General features: G+C 42.3%; 11 protein-coding genes. 4 read left to right on the top strand and 7 right to left on the bottom strand.

Annotated elements, in window-relative coordinates; all coding sequences use genetic code 11:
• The first annotated feature begins 72 nt into the window (after positions 1–72).
• Complete coding sequence (locus CLV32_RS23490) at positions 73–483, top strand: DUF5763 domain-containing protein (protein WP_394346184.1); 411 nt, start codon at positions 73–75, stop codon at positions 481–483.
• Here the strand turns inward: CLV32_RS23490 and CLV32_RS22095 are convergent, their stop codons facing one another.
• From CLV32_RS22095 to CLV32_RS22080, 4 genes are all read right to left on the bottom strand, one after another.
• Complete coding sequence (locus CLV32_RS22095; RefSeq protein WP_133559147.1) at positions 484–2,106, bottom strand: S41 family peptidase; 1,623 nt, start codon at positions 2,104–2,106, stop codon at positions 484–486.
• 190 nt (positions 2,107–2,296) lie between these two features.
• Positions 2,297–2,929, bottom strand: coding sequence for a hypothetical protein (locus tag CLV32_RS22090; RefSeq protein ID WP_133559146.1), 633 nt, complete (start codon positions 2,927–2,929; stop codon positions 2,297–2,299).
• A 68-nt stretch (positions 2,930–2,997) separates the two neighbouring features.
• Positions 2,998–3,807 carry a DNA/RNA non-specific endonuclease gene (locus CLV32_RS22085; protein ID WP_133559145.1) on the bottom strand — a complete coding sequence of 270 codons (810 nt, stop codon included), beginning with the start codon at positions 3,805–3,807 and terminating at the stop codon, positions 2,998–3,000.
• 17 nt (positions 3,808–3,824) lie between these two features.
• Positions 3,825–6,962 carry a gliding motility-associated C-terminal domain-containing protein gene (locus CLV32_RS22080; protein ID WP_133559144.1) on the bottom strand — a complete coding sequence of 1,046 codons (3,138 nt, stop codon included), beginning with the start codon at positions 6,960–6,962 and terminating at the stop codon, positions 3,825–3,827.
• 163 nt (positions 6,963–7,125) lie between these two features.
• Here CLV32_RS22080 and CLV32_RS22075 point away from each other — a divergent pair, with 163 nt between their 5' ends.
• Positions 7,126–9,099: a tetratricopeptide repeat-containing sensor histidine kinase gene (locus tag CLV32_RS22075; protein WP_133559143.1), complete on the top strand. Its 1,974-nt coding sequence runs from the start codon at positions 7,126–7,128 to the stop codon at positions 9,097–9,099.
• Here the strand turns inward: CLV32_RS22075 and CLV32_RS22070 are convergent.
• The 3 genes from CLV32_RS22070 to CLV32_RS22060 form a co-directional block, all read right to left on the bottom strand.
• Positions 9,096–10,337 (bottom strand): BamA/TamA family outer membrane protein, encoded by a 1,242-nt coding sequence (locus CLV32_RS22070; protein WP_243732385.1) that lies wholly within the window; start codon positions 10,335–10,337, stop codon positions 9,096–9,098. The genes CLV32_RS22075 and CLV32_RS22070 overlap by 4 nt on opposite strands.
• Before the next feature lie 97 nt (positions 10,338–10,434).
• Entirely contained in the window at positions 10,435–11,091 is a 657-nt protein-coding gene (locus CLV32_RS22065; protein ID WP_133559142.1) for a DUF6624 domain-containing protein, read from the bottom strand.
• 138 nt (positions 11,092–11,229) lie between these two features.
• On the bottom strand, positions 11,230–12,438 hold the full coding sequence (locus CLV32_RS22060) for a porin (protein WP_133559141.1): 1,209 nt from the start codon (positions 12,436–12,438) through the stop codon (positions 11,230–11,232).
• 259 nt (positions 12,439–12,697) lie between these two features.
• Between CLV32_RS22060 and CLV32_RS22055 the strand changes: the two genes are divergently transcribed.
• Positions 12,698–14,899: a family 78 glycoside hydrolase catalytic domain gene (locus tag CLV32_RS22055; protein ID WP_133559140.1), complete on the top strand. Its 2,202-nt coding sequence runs from the start codon at positions 12,698–12,700 to the stop codon at positions 14,897–14,899.
• Positions 14,900–15,099: 200 nt separating this feature from the next.
• Entirely contained in the window at positions 15,100–17,871 is a 2,772-nt protein-coding gene (locus tag CLV32_RS22050; protein WP_133559139.1) for an outer membrane beta-barrel protein, read from the top strand.
• The last annotated feature ends 81 nt before the right edge of the window (positions 17,872–17,952 follow it).

The raw sequence follows: 17,952 nt of genomic DNA, 5'->3' as shown, positions 1-17,952 counted from the left end.
CTGTCCGGTAATTCGAATTGATGGGGATACAACAGTTTCTGAAAGAATTAAGATGGTTAAGTCTGCATACAAGTGAGATTAACTTATTTACCCGTTTATCAGTATTGCATTTCATATAAATTAACCCGAACTTTAATAGAGAAAAATCAAAACCCGCTCTCCGTGAAAATACTTCTGCTCCTTATTTTAAGTTTAACGCTTGTCCACAAGTCGCCAACAAAAGTTGAACATAAAGTCGTTGTCGCCACCTGTTATGGCGACAGCCCTTGCAAAGCCTGCTCCAACTGCAGCAGCTGCAAATACTGCAATGCTGGTGGCAGTTGTGGGATATGTTCAGCTAATTCCAATCAGGCACGAGCAAGAGCCATTAGCAGTACAAAGACAACAAACTACGTTGGACAATGCAAGGCGACAACCAAGAAAGGAAGTCGCTGTAAACGCAACGGCAACGGTTCTGGTTATTGCTGGCAACACATAAAATAGCTACTTCTTCAACTCTTTAAGCGCAGCTTCCAGATCAGTATCAATCCCTTTCCTGAAATCAGCAACAGTTTGTCCAACAACCTTATCCGGCAATACACCGATGCCTACAAAGTCAGTTCCGTTAGCCAGCTTGTCTCTTTTAGTACAGATACGTGCAGAGAGGTCTCCTGGAAGGGTAATGGACAAAGGTTGCCCTGAGCTTCCGCCAGAAGCTTTACCAAGAACCAGCCCCCTGTTCAATGACTTAAATGCCGCAGCAAAATCTTCTGCTGCAGAATATGTTTTTGGTCCCGTCAACACAATCACAGGCTTAGTATACAGGAACTTTCCATTTGGCTGCAAAGAATTGCCGCTGCCAAAGTTTTGTTGTGGATTTTGCCAGGCCCTGTAACTTGGTTTATAATCTCTGGTATACCAGGCACTGATTGGCTGAGCCTTATCGATAAGGTAGCTCAATATGTTCCACCCAACAGAGGAACTGCCGCCTCCGTTATTTCTGACATCAAATATGATGGCATCTGCTTTAGAGATTTCCGGGAAGTTTTTAGCAAAAGCTTTTGCACAAGAATCGTTGTCGAAACCGTTAAGTGCGATATAAGCTACATTACCTTTAAGCATTTTGAACTCAAATGGCCCTGCACCTGGAATAACCGGGCGGTCGGCAGGTTTTATGCGGTTAATGGTGTAGGTCGACTTACGTCCGGCAGCATCCGCCAATTCCAACTTAATCGGTTCGGCAGATGAGCCTGAAAACAGGCTATATTCAAACGAACGCACGTCCTGGTCCTGAGGCGTAGAAGCGCTCTGGTAAGGTGTGACATTTTTTGCAGCATATTCTTTAACAGGGAGACCATTAACACTCAATATTTCCTGGCCTAACGTAATGCCTTGTTTTTCGAGCTCCTTATCAAATACGCCAACAATCAAAACTTTATTTTCTATCAGCCTGCTGCGTAATAGCGGACGCGAGTAAACCTCGTTGGTTAACGCATCCGGTGCGAAAACATTAGTATGTCCGTCTTTTAACTGGGCGCAGAATTCGGACATCAGCCTATAGTAATCGTATGTGGATTTAGTTTCTCTTACTTTCGGCAAATAAGCGAAATAAAGCGAGTCGAAATTTAGGTTTGGAATCAAGTCAAAATTGACAAAGTTGTATTTAGCTTCCGACCAGAACTTAGACAGTCCGGCAACCTTTTCGTCTGCAGAGATATTTGCTGCATAAGATGTTTTTAATGCTTTGCTTTCCCAGAATGCTGGCTGATTATAGAAGAATGTTACTTTTTTACTTTGGTCTCCTTTATCTGCTACAGCTTTAACCAGACTGGCCCATTGCGGATCGCTGTGCAGGCTGATCAGATCTGTATCGTTCTCAATAGTTTTAAGATTCGAAAAGCCATCACTGTAAATAGCTTTTTTAAGATAGGTTAGTGCCAGGGCTTTATCACCCTCAAGGGCCAAATAACATGCTGTATTGTAGTTGGAGATTTCAGCAGATCCGCTTTGAAAACGTTCGCGCAGGGATTTTGCTGCTTCTGCATCTTTTGTGGCGTTTTGTGCGTAAGAAACTGCAGTGCATTGCAAGGAAATGAGTAGCGTTAAGAGTTGTAGCTTTTGCTTCATGAGAAACGAGATTAGTTTACGTTGGATTAATAGCGAACACTAAACTACCAAGCACATGCCAAGTGCTTTTCTCCATTTAAATAAGCTAATTATCAATAGGATACAATACAATCAAGAAGCATCGTGTTCATTTTTGAACAGTTAATTGAGCGGAACTGAACAATAAAATTTAAGGTCCTATCGCTTATTTTTACTTGTAATAATAGTACCAATTACTTTGATAGTTCTTATCGAAATTCTCTTTGCTATCCAGATAGATCGTAAATGTATCTCGCTTAAAATAACCGAATACATCGTATTTTTTTAACCTTTCAAAATACCAGTCGGTCCAACTGTTTTTCGTTTCATTATCCAGGCTTTTTACTTGTGCAGTTGTGTATAAAAAGAAGGTAGCTACAGAGAAAATACGCGAGATCTCCCAAAGATCCGGGCCGGCTATTTGTTTTTTAAGCTGATTAAGATCAACCTTCGTTACACTTTCATTCGCTTCCATTTTAGCAATGGGCTCAAATGCACTGTAGAAAACAAAAACATCTGCATCAGGATTGAAGTGCTGCGCGATAAGCCGTTGTTTTTTAGCATCGAAGTTTAGTGATTGTTTACCACCCTTATTAAAGCTTAACTTTTCGCTCTCGTACTCAAAGCAGACGTTTAACCGTGGACGTTTTTCCTCACCAAAAATATCGTAAATGATGTTAATGGTTTTGACTGAGAAGGTTTGATCAATAAAATCAGCAAGCTGCCTGAACTCAGGTTTCATCACTCCTTTGCCAAGCATGATTTTTTTGGTGTCCAAGTAAGCGTTGTCTGAGGGTGATAACATTGGGTTGGGATTTAAAGTAGCAACTCTAGTCCCGTAAAGCTAATAAAAACTCCGTTAGCTCAATCGCATCACTCGGTAAAAACCGCCATGGGATCAAAACCCAAATTAACTTTCAACTGCTTATAACTAACTTCTCTTTGCTTCAGCTTATCCTGAGTTTCTTCAGGTTGGTTCGGAAACCAGTAACAGGTAGTTATCTCTTTACCATGCAAGTGATCTTTATATTTCAAAATCTTATAATAATACGCAGGAACAGTTCCTGTAACTTTCCCTTTGGTATAGGTAGCCTGACTGCCGAAAGTTCCACACCAGATTTTTACACTGTCGGTTAACTCCGGATTTCCTTTCCAGCCGGTAAGTTTCCTGCACAGATCTTCAGAAGCAATTTCAGTTCCCAGATTTTGCCCACGGTACTCCATTGCGCTATTAAAAGTATAGGTATCTGAGAGAATAGCAGCATCAACGGTGTAGGCCAACAGTATCCATGCCTGACAGTGTCCCTTTTGGATTTCTTCGGGTTGATCAGGCCTATTTATAACCTTATTCGCGGCACTGTACAATGCCGTTTCATTGGGCTGACCCACCGATGGATACCAGGCGGCGTAGGTTCCGGATCGTGGTAATTTTAGCGCTTCTTGTTCCAACCGGTGAGCCTTCGTATAAATATAAAAAGTTAACAGCGGCATATGTCTTGCCGTATCGGCGATCGACTTATAATAGGGGTTTACCCATAACTTACAGGAAGGACAAAAGTCTGTTGGCTGAGATGGGTACTGCCGGTGGAGTGCTCTGGCATATTCTCCATTAATGGTTTGTGCCAGCATGGCGACCGGAAACAGTAAGAATCCGACCGTTAATTTCCATTTATTCATCCACATACCTAAAGATATCTTATTTATCTCAACAATGTTAAACTGCCAGTAATTGTAGCACAGCCCACCCTCAGACTTAACATGTAATAGTAAACCCCAACCGGAAGTACTGTACCATTGTTCATTCCATCGAAGGCAAAGTTCGGATCACGAGTACTGAAAACCTCCTGTCCATTTCTGTTAAATATGTGGAGTGTAAATTCCGGATATTTTTCAAGATCCTTAATTTTCCAGGTATCGTTTATCCCGTCATTATTGGGGCTGAACGTGTTGACAATAGTCAGCGAATTTTCGGCCACCAGAACAGAGACTGCCACTCTGCGGCTCTCGCATACGCCTGTGGAATAACTGACATAGTAGACTCCTGTTTTAGCAACATTGAGCTTGAAAAAGTCTTTTGTTGTCGCCAATGGCTGTGAATCTGTAGCTCCCGCATACAATAAAAAAGCTCCTGTAGCAACTTGCTGCGGAATGATGGCTGCGATACCGGGTGCGCAGATTTGCACGTCTGGCACTATAGGCTCGGGCAATCCTGTTTCGTCGGTGTTGATGGTAAATGTATTGCTTGTTACCGTACAACCCACATCATCTGTTGCCCGAAAGGTATATTTTCCCGCCGGAGCCTTCGTAAGATCGGTAGTTGTTGCCACAACTTGATTGGCTTGATTCCGCCATTCGAAATGGTAGGGCACAATGCCGCCGGAGACGCTAATGCCCTTAATACTTCCAACGCGTAATCCGCACTGATCATTTACGATACGCATGCCGGTTTCTGCAAGGACAGGTGGAATAATTGTTTTAATCTGATAGGTTTCGTAGAGCGACTCGCAAGAGTTTTCATCAGTTAAATAGAGTTTATAAAAACCCGCAGACAGGTTACTGAGTGTTGACGAGGTACCGATTACAGCATTGGTGCTTGCATCTACCCAGCGCATCGCTTTAGGAGTAAGCTGGTTAAAACTGATGGAAATGTTGCCATTATTTTGGTTGCAGGTAGCGTCTTTGAATTGTTTTACAGGAAAATAACTCTGATTGCTAATAGCAGCTTCTATTACAAATTCTGAGCTTGTTGTGGTACATGAACCATTACTGATGGTAAGCTTATATCTTCCCGCAGGCACATCCGAGAGCTCGGCACTACTGCCCACCACAACGTTACTTGCATTTAACCATTTTACCGTAGCAGCATTAAAAATATTGATTCCCTTTATTGATCCGTTAGCGTTGCCACAGGTTGCCTTTTTAATGACAACAGCAGTTTCATCGAATGTTGGCCCCTGACTATTTGTGTTCTGTAATACTATTGGCCCGTAGCTGCGAACACAACTTGTTCCTGAAGTCACAACCAACGTATAGCTTCCGGCACCGAGATTAATAAGGTCCAGATTTGCATCGGACACCGTTCTGCCGTTGTCGTCAATCCAGCGGAAAGTACTTGGACCAGCCCTGTAGTCGTATACAACACCCTTAATAGATCCGTTATTAGCGCCGCAGCCGGGCTGTATTACCTGCAAATTACGGTCATTGAATACCGGAGTTACATCGGTCAGTTCCGCTACGCCGGGCGACTGCACAAAGCATTTACCGTTATATCCTATTGCATAATAGCGCCCTGGAAGCAGGCCAACTATTTGCAGCCCTTCACCAACTTTTTGATTGGTAACGGCATCGTACCATTCAACCCTTAATATATGCTCTGGATTAGCCAATTCCAGTGTTCCGTTGCCTCCACCACAGCCTGGATCGTTTTTTTTGTACCAAAGTCTTGATGCTGCCAACAAAATATGTGGCTGCGTAAAAGTACTCGATGTATGCACCAATGTAGCGTTAGCTACAAACCTGTTACTCCTGAAATCACCCGTAATGCGCCATTTCCCTGTGGCATCGGCAACTACCTGCGTGTAAAACTGCAAAGGGCTGCAGGTTGGACAGTCGCTGTTGTCGTTATAGATATAAATTTCTGAACCAGCTACAGCTGTTCCAGAATACTCTGTGTCATTATTGACCAGTACCTGTATAACAACAGCAGCTGCATTTACGATGCTATACGCTGTAGGCGCACAATGAATGATATTCTTCCTAACCTGAACTCGCGCGCTACCCTGGTTTGCGATTGTGCTGATCCGATTTGATGCCAGAAATTCATTGACATCGGCAAGATCATCACTTCCAATTTGGATGTCCTGAGCATTATTGAGATTTATAGCTGCTTCTGCCAATGGTGAAATGGCTAATTCTTTGTTTCGCAGGAATTTGAGACTCTTTCCTGTCGATATAAACCCTAAAAAATTCGCCTTATTATCATTGATCTCCCCACTGGTAATATTAAGGTTAAAGATCAAAGCCTTGGCAGACAGCCTCCCATCGGGCAGAATCCCGAAATTATTGAAGTTAACCTTACCATTTGCTCCAAGGATAATTGACGCATTACTTATCGAACCAGCTACCCGATTTCCAAAAGTGCTGCTTGAACCGCCAAACTCCACTTCGTCTGCAAATAAAAAAACAAAAGCGTCCATGGATAGGCTTGTCTCAGAGCCATCGGGATTTACGCCAAACCAGTTTGATTGAATTTTTAGTCTAGTCGTTACACGAAAAATGGTAAGACTTGGGCTTGCCCCAATTGCGATATTATTGCTTGCAAATACATTGCCTCTTCCGGGCCCACCGATTGTAATGTCGGTTCCACCCTCAATGTTAATAACAGGCATCGCAACAGGGAAGGGAGAATCTGCCGCCCTGATGTTGGTAAACTGATCGAAACATATTCCATAAATCTCTATGTTGCCTACCCGGGTAATCATGAAGCAACCCCGCTTGGAAATTGATTGAATATAGGAACTTGGATCTGGCCGCAACATAATCTTTGCCGTACTCATTCCTAAACCTGCTCCCGGCTGCGTGCTTCCATCAATAATCAGATTCCCGCTAATCTCGGGTAGCTCGTTCAATAGCACAATTGTCCGATCGGCTTCGGTATTCCCGGGTAAATTAAAGTTAATAGCATCAGCTGCTGTACCCCCATTGGCCGCAGCCAGCGTAAGCGCTTCACGGAGTGTTCCCGGCCCACCATCAGCCTTGCTGGTTACAACAAAGACATCAGCGTTTGCTTTAATAGAAATAAAAAAGAAAAATATCAGGCAGAGAATCCTGGTTTTCATTGGAACGCTTAAGGGATAGGCGTAAAAATAGTCGTTTTTCTTTTATTATCTACAGCCATTACAGGCTTATTTTTTTCTTTAATGCTCTGAAAAAATAGCTGTATATTGATCTGCCTAAAACAGTTTAGCATAGTCAAACAAAACCCTGATTACCAATACACACATGAAAAAGTTGCTCTCATTCTTTTGTTTTTCCAGTATCGCGGTATCAGGTTTTGCGCAGGTTAAAAACATTGATAGCTTAAAAAACCTTTTGAACCGTGCGCAGAATGACGCTGTAAGAATCAGCCTCATCGATCAGATCATGAGACAATATGCGAGCTCCAACTGGGATAGCATCGTTCCTTATGCAAAAAAGAAAATCGCTATCGCAGAACAGCAGAAAGACGAAGCTTTAGTTGCAGTGAGCAAAAGCGACCTCGCCAAGGCTTATTATACCAAAGGCAATTATTCCAAAGCACTCGAACTCAGTTTTCAGGCGCTTACAGCCATTGAATCCTTAAAGGATAAAAAGCTGTTACCTGACCTGCTCAACCTAATTGGTAACATTTACAAAGGGCAGCAAAATTATACAAAGGCAAAGCAATATTTTAAACAGGCTGAAGGTCTGGCAATATCTTTAAAGGACAAAGTTATTATCGAGGCGAGCTACGGTAATCTTGCTTACGTTTACGAAAAGTCAAATAAGCTGGATTCAGCAATCTACTATGCCAATAAGTTTTTAGCGCTTCCAAGGGCTTCCACCTATGGCGTCCCTAATGTATATACCGTATTGGGAGAGGCGCACCTTAAAATGAACGACGAAAAGGCTGCGGCGATGTATTTCAGAAAAGCCTTTGCATTGGCAAAGGAAGGAAGCATCCTGAGGGACCTCAGTACTGTGGGTATCAGTATAGCGGGCTATTTTCAGAAAACAGCGCAATCAGACTCGGCGATATATTATGCCAATAACGCATTGATGAATGCCCGCAAAGCTGCATATAATAAAGGCATATACGAAAGTACAGCGCTACTTTACGCGCTTTACGACTCGCTTAAAAAGCCTGATAGTGCATTCAAATACCTGAAACTTACCAGCTCGGCAAAAGACAGCATCTATAATGTAAGCAGGTTTCAGGAAATAGAAAACCTGAATGCCGACGAGCATTTGCGACAAACAGAAATTGCGGCGGCCAAGAAATCCTTTAGAAATAAACTTGCATTTATATTCCTGTGTAGTGGATTTACCTTGATCTGTATTGCGACGCTGCTTCAGTTCAGGAATAACAACAACAGAAAAAAAGCATATGCTATATTAGAAAGTCAGAAGAAAGAAACAGAGAATCAGAAGGATCTTGCTGAACATGCTTTGAAGCAGTTGCAGGTAACGCAGGCACAGCTGATCCAGGCCGAGAAAATGGCCTCACTGGGAGAACTCACAGCGGGTATTGCCCATGAGATCCAGAATCCCCTCAACTTTATCAATAACTTTTCTGAAGTTAATATTGAACTGCTGGAGGAAATGGACCTTCAGTTGACACAGGGCGACATGGATGAGATCAAGGCCATCATGGCCGACCTGAAGCAAAATGAAGAGCGAATTGGACACCATGGCAAGCGGGCCGATTCTATCGTAAAAGGTATGCTGCAGCACAGCCGCACCAGTACAGGGGAGAAACGTTTCTCTGACGTAAATGAGCTTGTTGACGAAGCCATGAAACTAGCGTATCACGGACTCAGGGCAAAGGATCATTCGTTCAATGCCGAACTGTTAACAGACTTCGATAGCGCGTTGCCCCAGTTAAACCTGATGCCTCAAGATATAGTCAGGGTGTTGGTCAATCTCTTTAACAACGCTTTCTATGCTGTGCAGGAAAGAGGAAAAACCGAAACATCCGACTTTAGGCCCAGCGTATCAGCAATTACAACCACCGATGCTGCTGGAGTTAAAATTATCGTTAGAGATAATGGCACTGGCGTTCCCCCTGCCATCAAAGAGAAAATAATGCAACCATTTTTTACGACCAAGCCCACGGGCGAAGGCACGGGACTTGGCTTAAGTATGAGTTACGATATTGTAAAAGCACACGGTGGCGAGCTTAAGGTAACGGACGTTGCTGGTGGTGGGTCTGAATTCGAAATTGTGCTGCCCCTCTAAAAAGCCTCTCCCAAACCCAGGGTAATGGAACTGAATCCTTTGCTAATACCATAGTCGACCGCGATGTTTGTACCCGATCCCTTGTTAAACTTAACCCTCAGCCCCGTTCCTGCTGCGGGATGATAGGATGTTAAGAGAGATCCTGATCCGCTTACTGTATTTACATTTGTAAACACCACAAAGCCTAACAGGCCGTTAGCCGTGATATCTCTCCTGTATTCGGCCTCCAGATAAACCAGGGTACGCCCGCGGTATCTGTTTTGCTCAAAACCTCTTCCTGAGCGGTTATAAGGATCCCAGCCAAGGCTTGGTAAATCCAGATAAGGTGTTTTATTGCCCACTGCACTCCAAACATAAGTCCAGAACGCCAGGGTATTTTGCTGGATTCGCTTTTCGGGGTTTAGGCGCACGTATTTTCTGAAATCGGCATATACCGAGCTCGAGTTGTCGTTACTTCCCAGAAATTTAGGATTTACCCGGTACACGATATTTGCGTAAGCACCAGGCATAATTGGATTGATAGAGTTGTTCCTGGTATCGTAAAGTAGGTTGAACGTTATACCCGATGACACAGAACTCCCATTGGTACCATAGGCATATTTTGTAAATGTTGGCAGGTCGATATTCTCTTCATCACTATGGATTCCCGAATGGTAGTCCAGGTTGTATCCAAAACCGGCAAACAGGTACGGCTCAATCTTCTTTAGCGCACTTTGGTAGAAGCGCACATAGTTATAGTTAACCAATGATTTGTCATCTTCGCCACGCGTGCTGCCTAGTCCCCAGGTATCTTGAGGGTAGCGCAGGAAGCGAACATCTCCTTGGATAGTCCAGGTGTTTTCCGGCAGCCAGATACTGGTGCGCAGAGGAAGGCCAAACCTGCTTCCAAAGTTCCAGTATGGTGCAAATGAGGCACTGGAAAGGTTTGTTGTTTTCCTGGGGCCTAGGTAGATACCAGCAGAGGTACTTGTAACAAGCGCCCTTCCGTTCCCTCCCGGAACAGCACTACTGATCGGCAGAAATGAGAAATAGATTTTTTTGTCGCCCTCGGTACGGATCACTTTAGGACGGATGTGGAACAGTGATTTACCGATGTCAATCAAGTCCGTTTGCCTGGCAGTATCTCGCCTGGAAACTGTTTTCGGAATAATAGTGCTGGCAGTTTGTGCCTGGGCGCCAAGACTTACGGTAACAAGGAGTACCAGAATTCTTGCCGCATATGAGATTTTATTTTTCACGTGGATCAGTAATTATACCTGTAAATAGTAAGGGAAGCCACACGTATAACCAAAGTATCTGTTTATTGTTCTGTTTGCCAGCAGTTTTATCTATTTATCACAGAAGCTCCTCCATTTTAATCTCCCGGTAGGTGATGCCCAGTGATTTTGCATTGGCCTCTACAGTAGTATCAAAGCCCATTTTCCTTCTCCGTTTGTTAACTCCGGCGGGATCCTGAATAGGGAAAATAATCATTTCGGACTTGCCGTTTTTTAGCTTTCGATAACTCCCCTGAGTACCATAAATCTGTGGCTTTCCGCTATACATCAATACACGGTCTTCCATCAGGGCAGCATATTTCTTTTCTACCTCTCCCTTTCTGGCTGCCTCCTGAACAAGGGTAAGGTAAGATGCAATCTGATTAGAGTGCTGGAGCACAGACCAGGCTACACTGCTACTTTCCTTGCCAACAAGTGTTTTTCCAGGATAGCCATATTTGAGCATGATTTGCTGGATGAGTCGCGTGTTACTGGTGTCGGCCTCAATCATCAACTTATTGAGGCCGTTGAAGAAATTAGTGCTATCAAGTTGATAAACGATGATCAGGGAATCTCTTTTGGCTTTGTCGATTCCATTTGCAAAATATTCCCTGAATTTCTGGTCTTCATGCAAAATGCTATCCAGCCGTTTTTTTAAAGCGGGCAGGTATTTCTGTTGCGCCCGGGCGGTACAAAGTAATGTGATGCACAAGAACAAAGTGAAAAAGTATCTCATAGCAATATGGGTTATGTTAAAGCAAACATAACCCATATTGAAATTTGTGAATTGTATTTTTCGGCCATTAACATTATCCTGTTTTTTGCTGATGCAACCTTCGGTGTTTGTCAAACAGTCAGGCTTGGTAAATCTATCTTAAAAATTGACCTGTGCCTGTAGCCGGAGCAGGTTGCCTTTTTGCAGATTGTCCTGCAGTTCGTGGTCTTCGAATCGCCTGGAAGACATCGTATATTGACAAACCAATTCGAACTGCTTAACAGGCTGCCATTCCAGGCCAATTTCAAGCTCTTTAACATCGTATGCACGGGCATCAAGTTCATGTTTTTTGCCGCCATTATAATAATGGGCGCGGGCGAAGGGAATCAGTACTTGTTTTTTTATTTTCGTGAGATAGGATAAGGTAACGTAACCGCCATTCAGATTTTTAACCTCAATGGAGTCTGTTGCTTTATTATACGTTGGTCCTTTCCCCACATTATATTCCGCCTGAATCCCAAAAGGCTGCGGATATAGGATAAATGACGCAGCAACCCGCTGATCCAGATAATTGCGATCGGCTTTAACCTTTACGCCCTTGCTGGTTTGACTTTCTGTTACGTTATAGGCACCAGTATATCCCTGAATAGATGCTTCTACAATTTGCTTTCCGATGGCTATAGGATAGGTAAACCTGGTAACCCAGTGCTGTTGGTTATTGGCCTCAGGCTTGTTTGCCGTCTGCCCGTTGAACAGGCCGAAGGCAAAAACACCGTAATCGCCAGAACCTTTCAACCCTTGTTTTACCAACATATCGAACCGCGCACGAATCTTTTTTGGCGCCCAATAAAAAAAGGCACCCAGGTCACGTTCATTAACAAAAGCGCTGTTGGTACCATCAGCACGATCCATAGGGAGGCGGTTTTGACTGGACTGCATATTCTCAAAACCGTAGGGTATTTTACTTTGCCCAAGACGGATCCTGAATTCATTCTTGTCATCCAGCCCCAGATCAAAATAAGCGTCGCGCAGCTGTCCGAAGTTGAGGTTACCGGACGAGCCTGCAGTCGCAAAATCGGGTTGCAGATAGAAATATACACGCTTGCTGATCTGCCCATAGAATACCAACCTGATGCGGCGCAGAAAAAGTCCGCCATTATCACCCCAACTTTTATCTCCCTGCTCATTTTTAAGTTCCGGATTTGTTTCCAGCAGTCTGTTATATCTGAGTTGGGCGTATCCTCTAATTGAAAAAGTATCGTACCACTTTGGTGCTTTTGCTACGGTGTCTGTTTGTTGTGCAAATGATGTTGATGTAACCAGCAAAAACAATAAATGAATTGCAATAAGGGTCTTTGATATTTTCATGCTAATCGGCAAGGTTAACAAGACATTAAGTTTGTTACCGCCACAAAGATGTTAAGTCTATGTTAAGACAACATTCGGTATGAGTTAATTAAATGTTAAACTTTGTACATGACTTAATATTATTCTAATGGTTTTTTAATGATCAGTCAGATCAATCATTTAATGATCAACCATCCTGTACTGTAGGTTTGAAACAAAGAAAACTTAAATTATATTCGTTTTTGTTTCATGATAGGACACACAAATTAGTTAAAACGGTATGTTTAAAAACGCAACGCTCTTTTTTATTGCTATTCTTTTAAACGTACAACTCTTCGCGCAAAAAACAACTGTCCTAGCCCCAAAAGGATTGATGTGTGATCTAATCGCTGCAAAGTCAAAACCAGCCAATGATAAGGCGGTTATTTTTAATAAAAATCCGGGTTTCAGTTGGGAACAAAATAAGAGTGGGCAAAGCCTTAAGCAGACGGCCTATCAATTGCTGGTATCAGATAATCTCATGCAGCTGAATAAAGACATTGGAACTATTTGGAATTCAGGAAAAATAAGCAGCTCCAACTCTTCGGCCGTATTGTTTAAAGGCGCAGCATTAGCGCCAGGTAAAAAGTACTATTGGAAAGTTAGAATTTGGAACGGTCAGAGTGTGGCAAGTGCTTATTCATCAGCTGCCTCATTTATGACCTCAGCTGAATTATCAGACTATAAGAATCCCAGCTATCCGCTACAAATCACGGGGCAGAAGCCAGTCTCGATAAAGACAATTGATAGTTTTTACCAGGCGGATTTTGGAAAAGATGCGTTTGCTCAGTTAAAAATGGAGCTGTTTTCGAAAACAGCTGGTGATACGGTCGTAATAAGATTAGGTGAAACCCTCGATCAGGAGGGGAATATCAATAGGAAACCTCCAGGCACAATTCGTTATGCAAGATATGTATTGACGCTAAAAAAAGGTCTGCACACGTATAAAATCAACCTCAAAAAAGACGCTTTCAATACGAAGCCTGCAGCGATGAAAATGCCTGATTACATTGGCGAGGTTACCCCGTTCCGGTATTGCGAAGTTGAAGGTTATGCATTGCCATTAGATAAAAATACCCTGACCCGGTTGTTTGTGCACTATCCTTTTGATGATCATGCAGCATCTTTCCACAGTTCAGACCCGACGCTGAATGCAATCTGGGATCTGTGTAAATATGCTATCAAGGCAACATCGTTTCTGGGCATCTATGTAGATGGCGACAGGGAACGTATCCCTTATGAAGCGGACGCATACATTAACCAACTCAGCCATTATGCCGTGGACAAGGAATTTACGATGGCCCGCAATTCTCATGAGTACCTGATTACTCATCCTACCTGGCCAACAGAATGGAACCTTCAATCTGTGTTGATGGCCTGGAATGATTATCTGTACACAGGAGACAGCAGGTCGATAGCACACTATTATAAAGATCTTCAGGCAAAAACACTCGTTTCCCTTACTGATTCCACCGGTTTGATCAGCACATTGAACGGACGCCTTACCGACGAGGTTAAAGCATCGATACATCGTGGAAATGGAGCATTAAAAGACATCGTAGACTGGCCGCTTAATACCGAAACCGATGGTTTTGTGTTCACCAAATACAACGCTGTGGTCAATGCTTTTCATTATCGAAGCCTGATTATTATGGAGCAGATTGCGACAGACCTCGGAAAGGCTACAGATGCGGAAATGTATAGAAACAAGGCTGCAAATGTTAAAGTTGCATTCCACAAAATGTTTTTCGACAGCAATAGGAAAGTCTTTGTAGATGGAATAGGAACAGATCATGCATCTTTGCACGCCAACGCTTTTGCTCTGGCTCTGGGCCTGGTGGATAGTAAAGATGTAGATAACGTATTGGCTTTTATCAAATCCAGAGGTATGGCCTGCAGTGTATATGGAAGTCAGTTTTTATTGGACGGGATCTATGATGCCCAGGATAGCGATTATGGGCTGTCACTGTTAACATCTAAAACCGACAGGAGCTGGTTCAATATGCTGAGGGTAGGAAGCACCATCACGTTAGAGGCTTGGGATAATAAATACAAACCTAATCAGGATTGGAATCATGCATGGGGAGCTGCTCCTGCAAATATTATTTCGCGTAAGCTAATGGGCATAGCGCCAATCACCCCAGGCTGGACGAGCTTTGTAATAAAACCTCAGATTGGCACATTGAAGGAAGCACAGATTACTGTTCCAACAATTAAGGGTACAATCCTGGCAGCTTATCAACAAACCAGGGATTGGTTCATTGCCAACATTGAGATCCCAGGAAACACCACTCCTAAGATTTATCTCCCACTAAAAAACGGATCTCCGTTTAAGGTATTCCTGGATGGCAAACTTGTTAAGGCACAGCAAATCAACCGGACAGCTTTTGTAGAACAAGTAGGCTCAGGGAAACATACACTCAAAATTGTTTATCTGAACTAGTTTTATTTGGCAGAAATCCAATTTATTTTGCAGCAACTACAGCTATCAGTGTTGATTTTAAATCTTTGACACAACCCTCTACGCAACAACATCTACGAAAAACTTCGTAACAATTCTGTTATTGGGTAATATCGCTAAAACTAATTGATTCGTTTATGCAACGTTTTAGCCAATCTGGCGTCTGGTAAGTAGATTCTAATATGATGAAGAAAATTTTACTTGCGCTCGTTTTAATGTTTTCCACCCAATTATTGTTTGCCCAGAAGGGAACAGTTACTGGAACATTGGTGGATAGCACCAATCACAAAAACACATTAAATTACGCCACCGTTTCAGTATTTAAAGGAGCTGACACCGTTTTAACAACGTATAAACTATCGGATGATAAGGGTATATTTAAGATTCCCAATCTGGATTTAGGTATAAAATACCGCCTGGTAATTAATGCCTGGATGTACAATATATTGCGAATGGAAATAACGCTCACCACAGCGGAGCCGAACTTAAACCTGGAAAAATTATTCCTTTCCGAAAAAAGAAATAACCTGAATGAGGTTGTCATCCTTTCCGAACGGCCACCAATCATAGTAAGAAAAGACACTATCGAATTTAACGCAGAATCATTTAAAACTTTGCCTTCTGCGGTTGTAGAAGACCTGCTGAAAAAACTACCTGGAGTGGCTGTTGCAGCCGATGGCTCGATACAGGTTAACGGCAAGAGCGTGAGCAAAATTTTAGTCGATGGTAAAGAGTTCTTTGGTGGCGATCAACAAATGGCGACAAAAAACCTTCCCTCAAATATTATAGATAAAGTAATGATCAGCGATGATCCTGAAGCGAAACGCAGGGATCTGGATTTGTTAGCCGGTAATACCCCACAGGTTATCAATTTGAAATTGAAAAAAGCAATTAAAAAGGGGGCTTTCGGAAAGTTATATGCCGGTGTTGGCTTAAAAGAACTTTATGAAACGGGAGGGATCATGAACTTTTTCAGGGATACCACGCAAGTTAGTGTCCTGGCTTATTCAAATAATATCAATAAACCAGGCTTCAGCATTGGAGACGTTTCGCGGATTGGCGGTTTTAGCAGGGCGGGAGTTAATTCGGTTAGTATTGATGGAGATGTCTTCTCCCTAAATAATGTTAGTTTTGGGGGATCTTCTACAGGGATCCAAAAATCAGCAGGTGCAGGTGCAAACTTTAATACGCTAACCAAAGGAGGGATCAAGCTTAACGGAAAATATTTCTTTGGACAGGGAGATAATCTTCTTGAACAGCTGGTAAATATCGATCAGAATTTAGGAAACGATAAATTATTTTCAAGCACCAATACCAACAAACGGAGCAAGAGCTATAGCCATAATTTTGGAGGCAAAGCAGATTGGAAAATAGATAGTTTAACAAATTTCACCTTCGAACCAACGGTAACGCTCAATTTACTTCGTAACCTAAACAATGAGCAGCTGGAGAGTAGAAATGGCTCCAGTGAGCTGGTAAACAGCGGAATAAATAGCTCCAGATATACAGCCAACAACGCAGAGTATTCCTTGCTGACCAGCTTATGGAAAGATTTTAAAAAATCTGGACGGTCTTTCAATACGAGTGTAAGTATCACTAAAAGAGACAACCTGAGCGATAATTTTAACAATTCGACTACTAATTTTTATGATCCTGTATCTACTGCGTTTTTAGATCAGTTAAGAGATAATAACATTAGGAACTTTGGGATCTATCTAAGCACAAACTACAGTGAACCGATTAGCAAGAAATTAAGTTTAAGGTTTGCCGTTAACGCAAATTATATTGATAATGAGAATGCACTTTACACTTTCTATAAAGACCCCCTAAATCAAGCTTATGATGTTGCGGTGCCTGAATTATCCCAGACTGTTGCACAGAGTGGGTATAAAGCGAATGCACGCATCAATTTGAGATGGAAATTGAATAAAGACCTGAGCATTCAACCAGGATTTGTTTACAACATGATTAGTTTAGAAAATGGTTTCAGCAGCTATCCATCATTTGATCAAAATTTCCAGTTCTTTGCCGCCTCCTTAAATATCAACTACAAGGGCTATAGTTTCAGTTATACGCCTTCTTTTAGAGAACCTGACGTAACTTATATTCAGCCTGTAGCCAATAACACAAATCCATTTTATGTACAACTGGGAAACCCTAACTTACTACCGGCAAGATCTCATCAGATCAACCTGAACTTATATAAATATGATACCAAACGTAGCTTAAATTATAGCCTTAATGCGAATGGGGCTTTGCAAAATGATGCGGTAATTATGGAAAGAACTATTGATCAGGGAATACAGACCAATAAACCAGTTAATGCCGATGGAATTATCAGGTTGCATATGAACGGGAGTCTGAACAAGGACTTTAAAAGCGCTAAAAGACAGTTTAGTATTGGCGGAGGCTTTTTCGGAAACTTTAATAGAAATATCGTTTCTGTTAATGGACTAAGAAGTTTTGCCCGTACTTATCAGATAGGCCCAAGGGCCAATGGCAGGATTAATCTAAATGATAAGATGGAGTTGGGAGAGACCTATAGTGTTGTCTACAACAAAAGTGCTTATGATGATTCGTTTTACAGGGATATCAACTTTTACACCCACAGTAGTGAAACAGAATTCATAGTACGCTTACCCAAAAAAATGGTCTGGGAAACTACCTATAGGATTCAGCACAGCACCCAAACCGTAGCGGGCTATAACAATGATGTTAAGATCTGGAATGCCGCTTTAACACTACTGTTTATGAAAAATGATAGGGCACAGTTGAAATTTGCAGTAAATGATATATTAAATGCAAATACCAGGAGGTACGTTAATATTATTGATAATTCTGTTAGGGATATGCGGATTAATAACCTGGGCAGACATGGTTTAGTAACATTAACATACAACATCCAGAACTTTGGTGGAAAAGTTGGTGGGAAGGATACGTTCTTTAAGTTCTAAACCAAGGATACATACGATCAAAATAGTTTACGTTAACTCATTTATCTGGCACAAATCCCCTCATATTTTGTCGTGATGAAC

It is taken from the genome of Pedobacter duraquae (assembly GCF_004362245.1).
Classification (GTDB): Bacteria; Bacteroidota; Bacteroidia; order Sphingobacteriales; family Sphingobacteriaceae; genus Pedobacter; species Pedobacter duraquae.
Note: the sequence above shows the minus strand (reverse complement) of the source record. Positions and strands in the feature narration are given on the sequence as shown.

What these genes read in the sequence shown, in the direction of transcription:
- CLV32_RS22095 (WP_133559147.1), bottom strand. Translation starts at nt 2,106, where the DNA reads ATGAAGCAAAAGCTACAACTCTTAACGCTACTCATTTCCTTGCAATGC.
- CLV32_RS22090 (WP_133559146.1), bottom strand. Translation starts at nt 2,929, where the DNA reads ATGTTATCACCCTCAGACAACGCTTACTTGGACACCAAAAAAATCATG.
- CLV32_RS22085 (WP_133559145.1), bottom strand. Translation starts at nt 3,807, where the DNA reads ATGTGGATGAATAAATGGAAATTAACGGTCGGATTCTTACTGTTTCCG.
- CLV32_RS22080 (WP_133559144.1), bottom strand. Translation starts at nt 6,962, where the DNA reads ATGAAAACCAGGATTCTCTGCCTGATATTTTTCTTTTTTATTTCTATT.
- CLV32_RS22075 (WP_133559143.1), top strand. Translation starts at nt 7,126, where the DNA reads ATGAAAAAGTTGCTCTCATTCTTTTGTTTTTCCAGTATCGCGGTATCA.
- CLV32_RS22065 (WP_133559142.1), bottom strand. Translation starts at nt 11,091, where the DNA reads ATGAGATACTTTTTCACTTTGTTCTTGTGCATCACATTACTTTGTACC.
- CLV32_RS22060 (WP_133559141.1), bottom strand. Translation starts at nt 12,438, where the DNA reads ATGAAAATATCAAAGACCCTTATTGCAATTCATTTATTGTTTTTGCTG.
- CLV32_RS22055 (WP_133559140.1), top strand. Translation starts at nt 12,698, where the DNA reads ATGTTTAAAAACGCAACGCTCTTTTTTATTGCTATTCTTTTAAACGTA.
- CLV32_RS22050 (WP_133559139.1), top strand. Translation starts at nt 15,100, where the DNA reads ATGATGAAGAAAATTTTACTTGCGCTCGTTTTAATGTTTTCCACCCAA.